This is a genomic window from Microbacterium sp. Y547 (assembly GCF_057669785.1).
In genome coordinates this window covers 19,093-32,606 of sequence record NZ_JBYHFN010000003.1, presented here as the reverse complement: position 1 = coordinate 32,606, position 13,514 = coordinate 19,093, and the positions used below count along the sequence as shown (strand labels likewise).

16 protein-coding genes are annotated in these 13,514 nt (G+C 68.9%); 13 read left to right on the top strand and 3 right to left on the bottom strand.

Going from position 1 to position 13,514, the window contains the following annotated elements; genetic code table 11:
- The first annotated feature begins 48 nt into the window (after positions 1–48).
- Positions 49–1,575 (top strand): GTPase HflX, encoded by a 1,527-nt coding sequence (gene hflX, locus AC25Y0_RS05520; RefSeq protein ID WP_488122247.1) that lies wholly within the window; start codon positions 49–51, stop codon positions 1,573–1,575.
- 6 nt (positions 1,576–1,581) lie between these two features.
- Here the strand turns inward: hflX and AC25Y0_RS05515 are convergent, their stop codons facing one another.
- Both AC25Y0_RS05515 and lexA read right to left on the bottom strand, forming a co-directional pair.
- Positions 1,582–3,495: a S9 family peptidase gene (locus AC25Y0_RS05515; RefSeq protein WP_488134358.1), complete on the bottom strand. Its 1,914-nt coding sequence runs from the start codon at positions 3,493–3,495 to the stop codon at positions 1,582–1,584.
- Between the two features lie 34 nt (positions 3,496–3,529).
- Entirely contained in the window at positions 3,530–4,210 is a 681-nt protein-coding gene (gene lexA / locus AC25Y0_RS05510) for a transcriptional repressor LexA (protein WP_488122249.1), read from the bottom strand.
- A 231-nt stretch (positions 4,211–4,441) separates the two neighbouring features.
- Here lexA and AC25Y0_RS05505 point away from each other — a divergent pair, with 231 nt between their 5' ends.
- The 6 genes from AC25Y0_RS05505 to AC25Y0_RS05480 are packed head-to-tail and all read left to right on the top strand — an operon-like array spanning position 4,442 to position 8,787.
- Entirely contained in the window at positions 4,442–4,816 is a 375-nt protein-coding gene (locus AC25Y0_RS05505) for a LysM peptidoglycan-binding domain-containing protein (RefSeq protein WP_488122250.1), read from the top strand.
- A 23-nt stretch (positions 4,817–4,839) separates the two neighbouring features.
- Positions 4,840–5,946, top strand: coding sequence for a histidinol-phosphate transaminase (locus tag AC25Y0_RS05500; RefSeq protein ID WP_488122251.1), 1,107 nt, complete (start codon positions 4,840–4,842; stop codon positions 5,944–5,946).
- Positions 5,943–6,557, top strand: a complete 615-nt coding sequence (gene hisB, locus AC25Y0_RS05495) for an imidazoleglycerol-phosphate dehydratase HisB (RefSeq protein ID WP_488122252.1) — start codon at positions 5,943–5,945, stop codon at positions 6,555–6,557. Before AC25Y0_RS05500 ends, hisB begins: the two co-directional genes overlap by 4 nt.
- Positions 6,554–7,198, top strand: a complete 645-nt coding sequence (gene hisH, locus AC25Y0_RS05490; protein ID WP_488122253.1) for an imidazole glycerol phosphate synthase subunit HisH — start codon at positions 6,554–6,556, stop codon at positions 7,196–7,198. Before hisB ends, hisH begins: the two co-directional genes overlap by 4 nt.
- Before the next feature lie 58 nt (positions 7,199–7,256).
- A complete protein-coding gene (gene priA / locus AC25Y0_RS05485; RefSeq protein WP_488122254.1) occupies positions 7,257–8,003 on the top strand; it encodes a bifunctional 1-(5-phosphoribosyl)-5-((5-phosphoribosylamino)methylideneamino)imidazole-4-carboxamide isomerase/phosphoribosylanthranilate isomerase PriA in 747 nt (248 codons plus the stop codon).
- Positions 7,987–8,787, top strand: a complete 801-nt coding sequence (locus AC25Y0_RS05480; RefSeq protein WP_488122255.1) for an SseB family protein — start codon at positions 7,987–7,989, stop codon at positions 8,785–8,787. Before priA ends, AC25Y0_RS05480 begins: the two co-directional genes overlap by 17 nt.
- 3 nt (positions 8,788–8,790) lie before the next feature.
- On the opposite strand, the gene AC25Y0_RS05475 is transcribed toward AC25Y0_RS05480, so the two are convergent.
- Entirely contained in the window at positions 8,791–9,201 is a 411-nt protein-coding gene (locus AC25Y0_RS05475) for a DUF1844 domain-containing protein (protein ID WP_488122256.1), read from the bottom strand.
- A 246-nt stretch (positions 9,202–9,447) separates the two neighbouring features.
- On the opposite strand from AC25Y0_RS05475, the gene infC reads away from it, so the two are divergent.
- The 6 genes from infC to AC25Y0_RS05445 all read left to right on the top strand — a co-directional run bounded on the left by infC (position 9,448) and on the right by AC25Y0_RS05445 (position 13,485).
- Positions 9,448–10,080: a translation initiation factor IF-3 gene (gene infC / locus AC25Y0_RS05470; protein ID WP_488122304.1), complete on the top strand. Its 633-nt coding sequence runs from the start codon at positions 9,448–9,450 to the stop codon at positions 10,078–10,080.
- A gap of 68 nt (positions 10,081–10,148) precedes the next feature.
- Positions 10,149–10,343 carry a 50S ribosomal protein L35 gene (gene rpmI, locus AC25Y0_RS05465; protein WP_488122257.1) on the top strand — a complete coding sequence of 65 codons (195 nt, stop codon included), beginning with the start codon at positions 10,149–10,151 and terminating at the stop codon, positions 10,341–10,343.
- A gap of 30 nt (positions 10,344–10,373) precedes the next feature.
- On the top strand, positions 10,374–10,757 hold the full coding sequence (gene rplT, locus AC25Y0_RS05460; protein WP_488122258.1) for a 50S ribosomal protein L20: 384 nt from the start codon (positions 10,374–10,376) through the stop codon (positions 10,755–10,757).
- 107 nt (positions 10,758–10,864) lie between these two features.
- Positions 10,865–11,659, top strand: a complete 795-nt coding sequence (locus AC25Y0_RS05455) for a TrmH family RNA methyltransferase (RefSeq protein ID WP_488134357.1) — start codon at positions 10,865–10,867, stop codon at positions 11,657–11,659.
- Positions 11,660–11,732: 73 nt separating this feature from the next.
- Positions 11,733–12,521, top strand: a complete 789-nt coding sequence (locus AC25Y0_RS05450; protein WP_488122260.1) for an amino acid ABC transporter ATP-binding protein — start codon at positions 11,733–11,735, stop codon at positions 12,519–12,521.
- Between the two features lie 61 nt (positions 12,522–12,582).
- Positions 12,583–13,485: a glutamate ABC transporter substrate-binding protein gene (locus tag AC25Y0_RS05445; RefSeq protein ID WP_488134356.1), complete on the top strand. Its 903-nt coding sequence runs from the start codon at positions 12,583–12,585 to the stop codon at positions 13,483–13,485.
- Positions 13,486–13,514: the final 29 nt, after the last annotated feature.

Sequence of the window (13,514 nt, the reverse complement as noted above, 5' to 3'; positions counted from 1 at the left end):
CACCACGTCCCCATGCCGCCCTCCCGGGAGGCACCCCGAAAGGAACACATGACGGATACGACGACACCCGGCACCACCGACGAGACGCCGCTCGACGAGATCGATGCGGTGGATCGCGTGTTGGCGCGCGCCGATGCGCGCTCGGGGGTTCGCGTGTTCGGCTCCGCGCAGGCGCTCCAGGATGACACCACCGTCGCTCGGTCTGACGCCGACGGCGAGCAGTGGGACCGAGAGGAGCGCGCAGCGCTGCGCCGCGTGCCCGGCCTCTCGACCGAGCTCGAAGACGTCACCGAGGTCGAGTACCGTCAGCTGCGCCTCGAGAACGTCGTGCTCGTGGGCGTGCACCCGCAGGGCGAGCAGACGGATGCCGAGAACTCGCTGCGCGAGCTCGCTGCGCTCGCCGAGACCGCCGGTGCCGTCGTCCTCGACGCCGTGATGCAGCGCCGCCCGCACCCCGACCCTGCGACCTACGTCGGCCGGGGCAAGGCCGAAGAGCTGCGCGGCATCGTCGCCGCCGTCGGCGCCGACACGGTCATCGCCGACACCGAGCTCGCGCCCAGCCAGCGACGGGCGCTCGAAGACGTCGTCAAAGTGAAGGTGATCGACCGCACCACGGTGATCCTCGACATCTTCAGCCAGCACGCCAAGAGCCGCGAGGGCAAAGCCCAGGTCGAACTGGCGCAGCTCGAGTACCTGCTGCCGCGCCTGCGCGGCTGGGGTGACTCGATGAGCCGCCAGGCCGGTGGACAGGTCGGTGCCGGCGGCGCCGGAATGGGCTCGCGCGGTCCCGGTGAGACCAAGATCGAGCTTGACCGTCGTCGCATCCGCACCCGTATGGCACTGCTGCGCCGCCAGATCCGCGACTTCGCGCCCTCGCGGGAAGCCAAGCGCGCCGAGCGCAAGCGCAACACGATCCCCGCCGTGGCGATCGCCGGCTACACGAACGCGGGCAAGTCGAGCCTGCTCAACCGGCTGACAAGCGCGGGCGTGCTCGTCGAGAACGCGCTGTTCGCGACGCTGGACACGTCAGTACGGCGGTCGCAGACCTCGGATGGGCGTGTCTACACGCTCACCGACACCGTCGGCTTCGTGCGCAACCTGCCGCACCAGCTCGTCGAGGCGTTCCGCTCGACGCTCGAAGAGGTGGGCGAGGCGGATGTGCTCTTGCACGTCGTCGATGCCTCGCACCCGGACCCTGCAGCGCAGCTCGCGACCGTCCGTGACGTGATCGGCGACGTGGGCGCGCGTGAGACGCGCGAAATCGTCGTGTTCAACAAGGCCGACCTCGTCGACGACGACACGCGCCTCGTGCTGCGCGGCCTCGAATCGGACGCGCACTTCGTATCGTCACGCACGGGCGAAGGCATCGAGGAACTGCGCGCGGCGATCGATGAGGCCTTGCCACTGCCCGCCGTCGAAGTGCACGCCATCGTGCCGTACGACCGCGGCGACCTCATCTCGGCGGCGCATGAGACGGGCATCATCGTCGACCAGGAGCACCGCGGCGAAGGCACCTATCTGCACGCACACGTCAACGAGCGACTCGCCGCCGAGCTCGCGGACTTCCCGGCCTGAGAACCGTCAGTCGCCCGTCGCGAGGGTGACGGGCGGCACACCCGGCGGGGTGAAGTCGAAGACGGCGCCGAGGAATGCCAGCTCGGTCTCGAGCGCGTGCACGACGGTTTCGGACTTGCGGAAGCCGTGACCCTCGCCCTCGTAGAGCACGTACGCGTGCGGCACGCCGTGGGCCTTGAGCGCGTCGCGCACGGCCTCGGACTGCGCGGGCGGCACGACGGTGTCGTCGGCGCCCTGCAGCAGAAGCAGCGGCACCCGGAACAGTGCCGGACGGCTGAGAGGCGACCGTTCGATGTAGACGTCTTCGGCGTCGGGCAGCGGCCCGATGAGGCCGTCGAGGTAGCGCGCCTCGAAGTCGTGCGTATCGGCGGCGAGTGCGCGCGCATCGCCCACGCCGTAACGTGAGATCCCCGCGGCGAAGGCCTCGGTGCGGGTCACGGCCGCGAGCACGGTCCACCCCCCGGCAGAGCCGCCCGCGATCGCGATGCGCGCGGGGTCGGCGACTCCGGACGCCGCGAGACCGGCCGCCGCCGCGGCGACGTCATCGACATCGACCACGCCCCACTGACCGCGGAGGCGTTCGCGGTATGCGCGCCCGTATCCCGTCGAGCCGCCATAGTTCACATCGAGAACGCCGATGCCGCGGCTCGTGAGATAGGCGACCTTGCCGGATGCAGCGGGACCCGAGTGCGCCGTCGGTCCGCCGTGCACGAACACGACGTACGGCGGAAGCTCGCCCTCAGGGGCGGTCGCCTGCGGATTGGTGGGTGGGTAGTCGAACGCGTGCACCGGCCCGTGCGGGCCTTCGAACGTGACGGCGCGGGGCTGCGGCATCCACTCGTGTCCCCAGTCCGCTGTGCCGCCGCGGATCGGTGCTGCCGATCCGGGGTCGTCGATGTCGACGAGCCAGAGCGTCGAGCCCGACGTCGTGTCGGCTCCGCTCACGAGCACCCGCGCTCCCGAGACGTCTTCGATGGATGCGCCTGCCGAGACGGGCAGACCGAGCGCCCTCGCCGTGCCGTCGGCGAGGTCGACGACGACGAGTTCGTCGTCGCCGTTCGTGCGAACGGCGACGACTCGGTCGCCGCCTACGGGTGCGAACCATCGGGTGCCGAGAACCCAGATGCCGCCGCCCGTGTCGGCGTCGACGGGGGCCACGGCGTGCGCCGCGCGGTCGATCCCGCGGCGGTAGAGGTTCCACCGCCCCGTCGGGTCGTCGGCGTAGAGCAGGTCGTCTTCGCCCAGCCACACGGGCTGCAGCGGCGACGTGCCTTCGTCGAACACGGTCACGGCGCCGTCGTCGAGGGTGCAGACACGCAGCTGTGCGCGGTCCCAGGGCATGTCGGGGTGGTTCCACGCGACCCACGCGAGGCGGGCCCGGTCGGGGCTGAGCGCCGGATGCGCGACGAAGTCGGTGCCGCCGGCGAGCGAGCGGATCGCATCGGGGTCGTCGCCGGCTGATCCATCGAGGGGGATCTCGACGATGTCGCGCGTGGGTACCGGGGTCTGCCCGTGGGCTTCGCGCACTGCGAGCAGCCGACCGCCCTGCACCGTCAAACCGCCGAAGCGCACATCGCCGCCGGCGGGCGTGAGTGCGACCGGCTCGGCGCCGGGTCGCAGCAGCCGAACTCGCTGGTCGGTCTTCTCGACGAACACGAGCGCGCCGTCGTCGGTCGCCGCCCACGAGCCGCCGCCGTACTCATGCACGCGCGAGCGCGCACTCCACGGCGCGGGGAGCACGTCTTCCACCGCACCGGCGGGGGTGCGCCGGCGCACCGTGCTGCGGCCACCCTCTTCGGGGACCCCCTCACCCCACCACACGTCGTCGCCGACGAAAGACGCGCCCTCGATGCGGGGCGAGGCGGCGGAGACCGCCGCGGCGGTCAGGGGAGAGGGCCAGGAACCGTAGGGAGTCGTCACCCCTCCACGCTATGCGGTGTCGCCGACACAGGCCTCACACAGCGCGAAGGACAGCGACGACCTTGCCGAGCACGACCGCGTCATCGCCGAGGATCGGCTCGAATGCGGAGTTGCGGGGGAGCAGCCACGTGTGCCCGTCGCGCTGGCGGAAGGTCTTCACGGTGGCCTCATCGTCGAGCATCGCCGCGACGATCTCGCCGTTGTCGGCCGTCGCCTGCGAACGCACGACGACCCAGTCGCCGTCGCAGATCGCGGCGTCGATCATCGAGTCGCCCGAGACGCGCAGCATGAACAGGTCGCCCTTGCCGACGAGCTGGCGGGGGAGCGGGAAGATCTCGTCGATGTGCTGATCCGCGGTGATCGGCACGCCTGCGGCGATGCGCCCGACGAGCGGAACGAGGGCGGCATCGCCGACGGACGGCGCGGTATCGGCCGGGTTCTCGGCAGCGCTGCCGGGCAGATCGATGAGCACCTCCATCGCGCGGGTCTTGCCGGCATCGCGGCGCAGGTAGCCGCTCAACTCGAGCTGGTTGAGCTGGTGCGTGACGCTCGAGAGCGACTTGAGTCCGACGGCGTCGCCGATCTCGCGCATGCTCGGCGGGTAGCCGTGTCGAGCGATCGAGCGCTGGATGACCTCGAGGATCGCCAATTGCTTGTCGCTCAGGCTCTTCCGCCGCCGCGTCTGGGGCTTTTCGCGCCCGGCTGCGTCGCTCATATCGGCTCCTGTCTTCGAATGTCGGAGGTCCGTGGTGTGGTGGCCCCATCGAAACCGTATCCGGTTGTGCGGGGTTCACGCGGCGCCCGTTCAGCGTGTCGCATTCGAACATCCCCATCCCCGGAATCGCGTTGACAGCATCGAACATCGAAGATAGCTTCGGAACAGGAGTTCGCATCCGGCTTTCCCGGCCGAAAGTCGGATGCGAACCTTCCCACCAGGAGGAACAGCATGACCGCCATCGCCGCATCCGCATCCGCACCCGTTCTCGCTTCCGCGCCCCGCACCCGCCTGCGCACGACGACGCGCGGCCGCCGCGTGCTCGCGACCGCAGCGGCGATGCCGCTCGCCGCGTTGCTGGCTCTCGGGGTTCTCAGTGGGGGCTCCGCGCTGGCATCGCGCGACACCGGCGCGGCCTCGACGTCGTTCACAACGGTCGCGGTGGGGTACGGAGACACCCTGTGGTCGATCGCGCAGGCGGTCGCACCGCAGCACGACCCGCGCGATGTCGTCGATGCGATCGCCCGCCTCAACGCGCTGCCGGGCGGCGCGATCGAACTCGGCCAGTCACTCGCGATCCCCGCCCAGTACGCACCGGCGGGCTGACGGATCAGGCGCCCGGGCTCGCGATGCGGCCTACGATTGCCTTCGTGACCTCCCGCTTCGCCGCCCTGCCCATCCGCGACGACCTGCGAGGGATGACGCCATACGGCGCACCGCAGGCGGCGCTTCCCGTCGCGCTGAACGTCAACGAGAACACGCACCCTGTCCCGCAGGACGTCGCCGACGACATCCTCGACTCCATCGCGATCGCGCTGCGCGACGTCAACCGGTACCCCGACCGCGAGTTCCGCGCGCTGCGCGAGGGTTTCGCCGAGTATCTGGGGCACGGTCTCACGTCTGATCAGATCTGGGCTGCGAACGGCTCGAATGAAGTGCTCCAACACGTGTTGCAGGCCTTCGGGGGACCGGGCCGCACGGCGTTCGGCTTCACGCCCACGTACTCCATGTATCCGCTCCTGGCGCGCGCCACCGGCGCATCCTGGGTCGCCGGCATTCGCGAGCCCGACTTCACGATCACCGCCGAGAGCGCGGCATCCCAGATCGCCGAGGCCCAGCCCGACGTGGTGTTCCTGTGCGCGCCGAACAACCCGACCGGCACCCCGCTGCCCCTCGACATCGTCGAGGCGGTCTACGACGTCGCGCCAGGCATCGTCGTCGTTGATGAGGCCTATCAGGAGTTCGCGCCGCACGGCTCGCCCTCGGCGCTCACCCTGTTGCCGGGGCGTGAGCGCCTCGTCGTCTCGCGCACCATGAGCAAGGCGTTCGCGTTCGCCGGAGCGAGAGTGGGCTACCTCGCCGCGGACGACGCCGTCATCGATGCGCTGCGTCTGGTGCGTCTGCCCTATCACCTGAGTGCTCTCACGCAGGCAGCTGCCTCGGCGGCGCTGCGTCACGCTTCCGTCATGCTGGGAATGGTCGATGAGATCGTGGTGCAGCGCGACCGCATCTCGGCGACTGTCGAAGCGCTCGGGTACCTGCCGCACGAGTCGTGGACGAACTTCGTTCTGTTCGGCGGGGTCGACGATCCCGCCGCCGTATGGCAGGCGCTGTACGACCAGGGGGTCCTCATCCGCGACGTCGGAATCCCGAATCACCTGCGGGTGACGGCGGGCACCGAGGGCGAGACGACGGCATTCCTCGACGCCCTCGCCTCGATAGAATCGATCTCATGACCCGTCCTGCCGGCCACCGTGTCGCCTCCGTGCGGCGCGCCACGAGCGAGTCCACCGTTGAGCTCGAGATCGACCTCGACGGCACGGGTCGCAGCCACATCGACACGACGGTCCCGTTCTTCGACCACATGCTGACGGCGTTTGCGAAGCACTCCCTCACCAACCTCACGGTGCGCGCCTCGGGTGACACGCACATCGACGCGCACCACACCGTCGAGGACGTCGCGATCGTGCTCGGACAGGCGATCGGCGAGGCGCTTGGCGACAAGGCGGGCATCTCGCGGTACGGCGATGCGCTCGTGCCGCTCGACGAGGCACTCGCGCAGGCGGTCGTCGACATCAGCGGGCGGCCCTTCCTCGTGCACACGGGCGAGCCCGACGGATTCGAGTTGCACCTCATCGGCGGTCACTTCACGGGCTCCCTCGTGCGTCACACGTTCGAGGCGATCTCGTTCCACGGCGGGCTCACGACCCACGTCCGGGTCCTCGCCGGCCGTGACCCCCACCACATCGCCGAGGCCGAGTACAAGGCCTTCGCCCGCGCCTTCCGCCAGGCGAAAGCCCTCGACCCGCTCGTCGAGGGCATCCCGAGCACGAAGGGTGCTCTGTGAGCACTCGTCCGCTCGTCGCGGTGCTCGACTACGGCTCGGGAAATGTCCACTCCGCCGTCAAAGCACTGGCTCTCGCGGGAGCCGACGCGCGTCTGACGTCCGACCGGGGGCTCGCGCTCGACGCCGACGGACTCCTCGTGCCCGGCGTCGGAGCCTTCGGCGCCGTCATGCAGGCGCTGCGCGCCATCCGCGGTGACGACATCATCGACCGTCGACTGGCCGGCGGCCGACACGTGCTCGGCATCTGCGTCGGAATGCAGGTGCTCTTCGACCGGGGGGTCGAGCGCGGGGTCGACACCGAAGGGCTGGGGGAATGGCCCGGCGCCGTCACTGAACTCGACGCGCCCGTGCTGCCGCACATCGGCTGGAACACGGTCGACGCCGGCTCCGGTTCGCGGCTGTTCGCCGGCATCGAGCAGGAGCGCTTCTACTTCGTGCACTCCTTCGCCGCGCAGCACTGGGAGCTCGAGCCGCAGGAGCCGTTCACTGCGCCGACCCTGACGTGGGCCACGCACGGCAGGCCCTTCCTGGCTGCGGTCGAGAACGGTCCGCTCTCAGCGACGCAGTTCCACCCCGAGAAGTCCGGCCAGGCCGGCATCCGTCTGCTGGCGAATTGGGTCGGCGGCCTCAGCAGGGACTAGCCTCTGAAGTCGTGTCGTCCGCGCCGCCCGGCCGCGTGAGAGTCCCACACGAGGAGCCATGAACGATTTCGCGTCCACGCCAGAACTGATCCTGCTTCCCGCCGTCGATGTAGCCGGCGGCAAAGCCGTCCGGCTCACGCAGGGTGCGGCGGGCACCGAGACGAGCTATGGCGACCCCATCGACGCTGCGCACGACTGGGCCCGGCAGGGCGCCCAGTGGATCCACCTCGTCGACCTCGATGCCGCCTTCGGTCGCGGCGACAACGCCGGTGTGCTGCGCAGGGTCATCAAGCACGTCAAGGGAGTGCAGGTCGAGGTGTCCGGCGGTATCCGTGACGACCGTTCCCTGGAGTCGGCGCTGGAGTCCGGCGCATCTCGTGTCAACCTCGGAACAGCCGCGCTCGAGAACCCCGAGTGGGCGGCGTCGGTCATCAGCAGGTACGGCGACTTCGTCGCTGTGGGCCTCGACGTGCGCGGTACGACGCTCGCCGCGCGCGGCTGGACCCGGGAGGGCGGTGACCTGTGGCACGTGCTCGAACGTCTCGAGGACGCCGGCTGCAGCCGTTACGTCGTCACCGATGTCACGAAGGACGGCATGCTGAACGGGCCGAATCTCGATCTGCTGCGCGAAATCACCTCGCGCACCCCCAAGCCCGTCATCGCCTCGGGAGGCGTCTCGAGCCTCGACGACATCGCGGCCCTGCGCGAGCTCGTCTCGTTGGGCGTCGAGGGTGCGATCGTCGGCAAAGCTCTCTACGCGGGTGCGTTCACGCTCGCCGAGGCACTGGATGTCGCAGGACACTGACGGCTGCCGCGACGCGCACCTTGCGGATTCCGCCGGTGTGCCGTGGGAGGGGCGCAGCTTCCAGTCCAATCCGCATTCCCAGGATGACGGCTCCGCAGATCCTGCTCTCCTCGCGGCGCTGCGCGCGTTCCACGACGGTGGCGGCGATCAGTCGGCGGTGGTCGAGGCCTACCGCCGCGCCCGGCTGCTGATCCCGCTGCTCGCCGAGAAGGGCGACCTTCGCGACGCGGAGGAGCCGACGATCGGCCCGCACGGCCTGGTCGTCGACAAGACGCAGGAGCTGTCGATCGTGACGGTGGCCGCTCCCGACGGGCGTCGCGTGCTGCCGGTGTTCACCTCGGTCGAGACGATGGCTCGGTGGGATGCCGCGGCACGGCCCGTTCCCGCAGACGGCATCCGCACGGCGGTCGCCGCGGCCGAAGACGAGACCGATCTCATCGTGATCGACCCGACCTCGCCGACCGAGTTCGTGCTGCGTCGGCCCGCCGTGTGGGCGATCGCCCAGGGGCACGCGTGGGAGCCGAGCTTCGCGTCGCCCGAGGTGTTCGCCGGACTCACCGAGAGCATCGGCGGAGAGCTCGCCGTGCTCGACCTCGCCGTCGAGCCCGGCGACCCGACGGCGCGCCTGCGTGGACCTGAACTCGTCGTGCGGCTGCAGCTCATCGACGGCCTCGATGCGAGTGCGCTCGACGCCGTGCTGGCGCGACTGGCTTCGCGCTGGGCAGCCGATGACCGGATCGCGGTGCTCGTGGACTCGCTGACGGTCAAGCTCGTCCGCGGCTGAGGGTCAGGTGACCGGGCCGGTCCACTTCTCGCCGGGCCCCTTGCCGATCGGGTCCTGGATGACCGAGGCTTCACGGAACGCGAGCTGAAGCGAGCGCAGGCCGTCGCGCAGCGAACGCGCGTGCATGTCGCTGATCTCGGGAGCGCCGGCCGTGATGAGGCCCGCGAGCGCGTTGATGAGCTTGCGGCCCTCGTCGAGGTCGGTCTGGGTCTCGGGGTCGTCCGCGAGGCCGACTTTGACCGCTGCCGCACTCATGAGGTGCACGGCCGCCGTCGTGATGATCTCGACGGCGGGGACGTCGGCGATGTCGCGCGTCGCAGAGGAGGCTGCGCGCTCCTGCTCCTCCCAGCGGCGGTGCCGCTCGTCGTCGCCGCGTGCGGCATCCTGTGCTTCATCATCCCGAATCGTGTTCACGCCGCTCTTTCTGCTAAACTGTGGCGGTCTCCGGAGCGTAATGCCTCGGAGTGGAAAGTGGATCACATCCCACCCGCGCTTGCCGTTCCAGGCTACCGGGTCTTGTACTCCGCCCCGTGCGCAGAGCGTGCGGGGTAGTCAGGGTGCAGCAAGCCGGCGTTCGCGCCGTCTGGGTGGAGTGCTCCTCTTCCGCCCGTGTCACACCCGTGCCACGGTGTGACACCCGCACGATAAGAGGAGCTCCGCATCAGCGATCCCCGTACCAATGACCGCATCCGCGTCCCCGAAGTCCGTCTCGTGGGTCCCGCCGGAGAGCAGGTCGGCGTCGTCCGCATCGAAGTGGCGCTGCGTTTGGCGCAGGAGGCTGACCTCGATCTCGTAGAGGTGGCCCCCAACTCGAAGCCTCCTGTGGTCAAGATCATGGACTACGGGAAGTTCAAGTACGAGGCTGCGCAGAAGGCCAAGGAAGCACGTCGCAACCAGGCGAACACGGTCCTCAAAGAGGTCCGCTTCCGTCTGAAGATCGACGCGCACGACTACCAGACCAAGCGCAAGCGCGCCGAGGGCTTCCTGAAGACCGGTGACAAGGTCAAAGCGATGATCCTCTTCCGTGGCCGCGAGCAGTCGCGTCCCGAGCAGGGTGTGCGTCTCCTGCGCAAGTTCGCCGAGGATGTCGCCGAGTTCGGCACGGTCGAGTCGAGCCCCACGATCGACGGGCGAAACATGGTGATGGTGATCGCACCGCACAAGAACAAGTCCGAAGTGAAGACCGAGCAGAACGCTCAGCGCGCCGCCAACAAAGAGGCAGCACGTTCTTCTCGCTCCGGCTCGTCGAACGAAGACAACGGCTCGTCGAACGAAGACACCGACGCCGCATAGGCCCACAGATTCCCGCTCCGGCGGGTTACGACTCCCGCTCCGGCGGGAAACTCAACGAAGGAAGAGAAATGCCGAAGCAGAAGACCCACTCGGGTGCCAAGAAGCGTTTCAAGGTCACCGGCAGCGGCAAGATCATGAGGCAGCAGGCGAACCTTCGCCACAACTTCGAGGGCAAGCCGACCAAGCGCACGCGCCGCCTGTCGGCCGACAAGATCCTGGCTCCCGGCGACGCCAAGATCGCCAAGAAGCTCCTCGGTCTCTGAGCGCCCGCGCACGAATAGGAACGAAACGAAATGGCTAGAGTCAAACGGGCCGTCAACGCCCAGAAGAAGCGTCGCGTCATCCTCGAACGCGCCTCCGGTTACCGGGGTCAGCGTTCGCGTCTGTACCGCAAGGCGAAGGAGCAGGTCACCCACTCCCTCGTCTACTCGTACCGCGACCGTCGCAAGCGCAAGGGCGACTTCCGCCGCCTGTGGATCCAGCGCATCAACGCCGCTGCCCGCCAGAACGGCATCACCTACAACCGCTTCATCCAGGGCCTCGGCCTCGCGGGTGTGCAGGTCGACCGCCGCATGCTCGCAGAGCTCGCGGTGAACGAGCCGGCAACGTTCGCGTCGCTCGTCGAGACCGCGCGCACGGCACTGCCCGAGAACGTCAACGCTCCCAAGAGCGCCTGACCGAACCCGGTCGAACAGCGCCGCAGGCGCATCGATGTGCAAGGGCGCCTTCCCTCGGGAGGGCGCCCTCCGTCGTTCCCGGCCATCGTGGGATCTATGCTGGGAGCGTGCTCGAGAACCCACGGTCGCCCCGAGTCCGCGCGGTGGCAAAGCTCACCAGACGTAGCGCACGGCAGGAGACCGGGCTCTTCCTGCTCGAGGGCCCGCAGGCCGCGCGCGAAGCGCTCGCCCACCGCCCCGACACGCTCCTCGAGATGTTCGTGACGCCGTCGGCGCTCGAGAAGCACGCCGACATCCGCGACGCCGCCGACGACGCCGGGATCGATGTGGTCTTCACGACCGAAGCGGTGCTCGACGCGATGGCCGACACGGTCACGCCTCAGGGGATCGTCGCCGTCGCACGGCAGACGCCGACCTCGGTGCGCGACGTGTTCGCGGCATCCCCGCGCCTCGTCGTCATCTGCGAAGAGGTGCGCGATCCGGGCAACCTCGGCACGATCATCCGAGCCGCGGATGCCGCCGGAGCCGACGCCGTCGTGCTCACCGGTCGCACCGTCGATCCCTACAACCCGAAGGTCGTCCGCGCCACGACAGGCTCGCTCTTCCATTTGCCCATCGCTGTCGGCGTCGACCTCAGCACGGCGGTCGAGCGGGCGCGGTCGGCCGGCGTGCGCGTCATTGCGGCCGATGTCGGGGGAGAGGATTTCCTCGCGGCCCGCGCGCTGCTGGCAGCGCCGACGGCGTGGCTGTTCGGCAACGAAGCGCGCGGCCTCGACGACGAGTCGCTCGCTCTGGCCGATCTGTCTCTTCGGCTGCCTATCTTCGGCGCCGCCGAATCGCTCAACCTCGCGACCGCTGCGAGTGTCTGCCTGTACGAGACGGCCTTCGCGCAGCGGGCGTGAGTCCGGTCACGGATCGGTAAAGCTCGGCGGCGTCGCGTGTGACGGGTAGGCGCGCACCCCTAGGGTATTTGCTATGACGACCTCTGATTCTGCGCCGAAGACGTCGAACATCAACGTCAGGAGGGGTGACCCGCTTGTCGAGATCACCGACGTGCAGAAGCACTACGGCGACTTCCAGGCGCTCACCGACATCAACCTCACTGTGAACCGCGGTGAGGTCGTCGTCGTGATCGGGCCCTCCGGCTCGGGCAAGTCGACGCTGTGCCGCACGATCAACCGGCTCGAGACCATCACGAGCGGCACCATCAAGATCGACGGCAAAGAGCTGCCCAAGGAGGGCAAGGGGCTCGCCGCACTGCGCGCCGACGTCGGCATGGTGTTCCAGTCGTTCAATCTGTTCTCGCACCTCACGGTCCTCGAGAACGTCACGCTCGGTCCGATCAAGGTCAAGGGCATGAAGAAGGCGGATGCCGACAAGCTCGCCACGCAGCTGCTCGACCGCGTCGGTGTCGGCCACCAGTCATCCAAGCTCCCGGCACAGCTCTCGGGCGGACAGCAGCAGCGCGTCGCTATCGCGCGCGCCCTCGCGATGCAGCCGAAGGTCATGCTCTTCGACGAGCCGACGAGTGCGCTCGACCCCGAGATGATCAACGAAGTGCTCGATGTCATGATCGGCCTCGCGCACGACGGCATGACCATGATCGTCGTGACGCACGAGATGGGCTTCGCCCGCAAGGCGGCCGACCGCGTCGTGTTCATGGCCGACGGGTTGATCGTCGAAGAGGGCACGCCTGAGGAGTTCTTCACCAAGCCGCGCAGCGACCGGGCGAAGGACTTCCTCTCGAAGCTGCTGACCCACTAGACCCCACGCCCCCAGCACCGGGCGCGGCGCATAAAACGCATAAGAAACCCAGGAGGATCACATGCGCAGAACACGTATCGGCGGCGCATTCGCCGGACTCGCCATCGCGGCACTCGCCCTGACGGCCTGCAACAGCGGTACGCCCGGCGACACGACCGGTGGCGACACGAGCAGCGACGGAGACAGCGGTGCGCTCTGGGAGGTCGCGACCGAGGTCGATCTGACCGACAGCCCCACCTACGACCGCATGGTCGCACGTGACGGCGTCATCGTCGGCGTCAAGAACGACCAGCCCGGCCTCGGCTACGAAGACGCCACGACGGGTGAGCGTACCGGATTCGACGTCGACATCGCGCGCTGGATCGCTGCGTCGCTGGGCTTCAGCGAGGACCAGATCGAGTACGTCACGATCCCCTCGGCGAACCGCGAGCAGGCGATCGTGAACGGTGACATCGACTATTACGTCGGCACGTACTCGATCACCGACGCCCGCAAGGAGCAGATCGACTTCGCTGGCCCGTACTTCATCACGGGTCAGGGCCTTCTGGTCGCCGCGGACAACGACGACATCAACGGCCCCGAGGACCTCGAGGGCAAGATCGTCTGCTCCGTCACAGGCTCGACGCCTCTGCAGCGCATCCGTGACGAGTACAGCCCCGGCGACACCGTCGAGTACGACACCTACTCGCAGTGCGTCGAGCAGCTCAAGGCCGGTTCGGTCGACGCGATCACGACCGACGAGGCTATCCTCGCCGGCTACGTCGCGCTCGAGCCCGACACGCTGAAGATCGCCGGCGAGCCGTTCAGCGAGGAGCGCTACGGCGTCGGCCTCGAGAAGGGCGACACGGCTTTCCTCGACTGGATCAACACGCTCCTGACCGACGGCGGCGACGTCTGGACCGGACTGTTCGACATTCACCTGGCACCGGCAGGCATCTCGGGCACCCAGCCCGAGGTCGACTAATCCGGCCTGGCGGGGCGGCGCACGGCGCC

Coding starts and splice junctions, on each gene's coding strand:
- rpmI (WP_488122257.1), top strand. CDS start 10,149: ATGCCGAAGCAGAAGACCCACTCGGGTGCCAAGAAGCGTTTCAAGGTC.
- hisB (WP_488122252.1), top strand. CDS start 5,943: ATGACCCGTCCTGCCGGCCACCGTGTCGCCTCCGTGCGGCGCGCCACG.
- AC25Y0_RS05450 (WP_488122260.1), top strand. CDS start 11,733: ATGACGACCTCTGATTCTGCGCCGAAGACGTCGAACATCAACGTCAGG.
- AC25Y0_RS05480 (WP_488122255.1), top strand. CDS start 7,987: ATGTCGCAGGACACTGACGGCTGCCGCGACGCGCACCTTGCGGATTCC.
- rplT (WP_488122258.1), top strand. CDS start 10,374: ATGGCTAGAGTCAAACGGGCCGTCAACGCCCAGAAGAAGCGTCGCGTC.
- AC25Y0_RS05500 (WP_488122251.1), top strand. CDS start 4,840: ATGCGGCCTACGATTGCCTTCGTGACCTCCCGCTTCGCCGCCCTGCCC.
- AC25Y0_RS05445 (WP_488134356.1), top strand. CDS start 12,583: ATGCGCAGAACACGTATCGGCGGCGCATTCGCCGGACTCGCCATCGCG.
- hflX (WP_488122247.1), top strand. CDS start 49: ATGACGGATACGACGACACCCGGCACCACCGACGAGACGCCGCTCGAC.
- lexA (WP_488122249.1), bottom strand. CDS start 4,210: ATGAGCGACGCAGCCGGGCGCGAAAAGCCCCAGACGCGGCGGCGGAAG.
- priA (WP_488122254.1), top strand. CDS start 7,257: ATGAACGATTTCGCGTCCACGCCAGAACTGATCCTGCTTCCCGCCGTC.
- AC25Y0_RS05505 (WP_488122250.1), top strand. CDS start 4,442: ATGACCGCCATCGCCGCATCCGCATCCGCACCCGTTCTCGCTTCCGCG.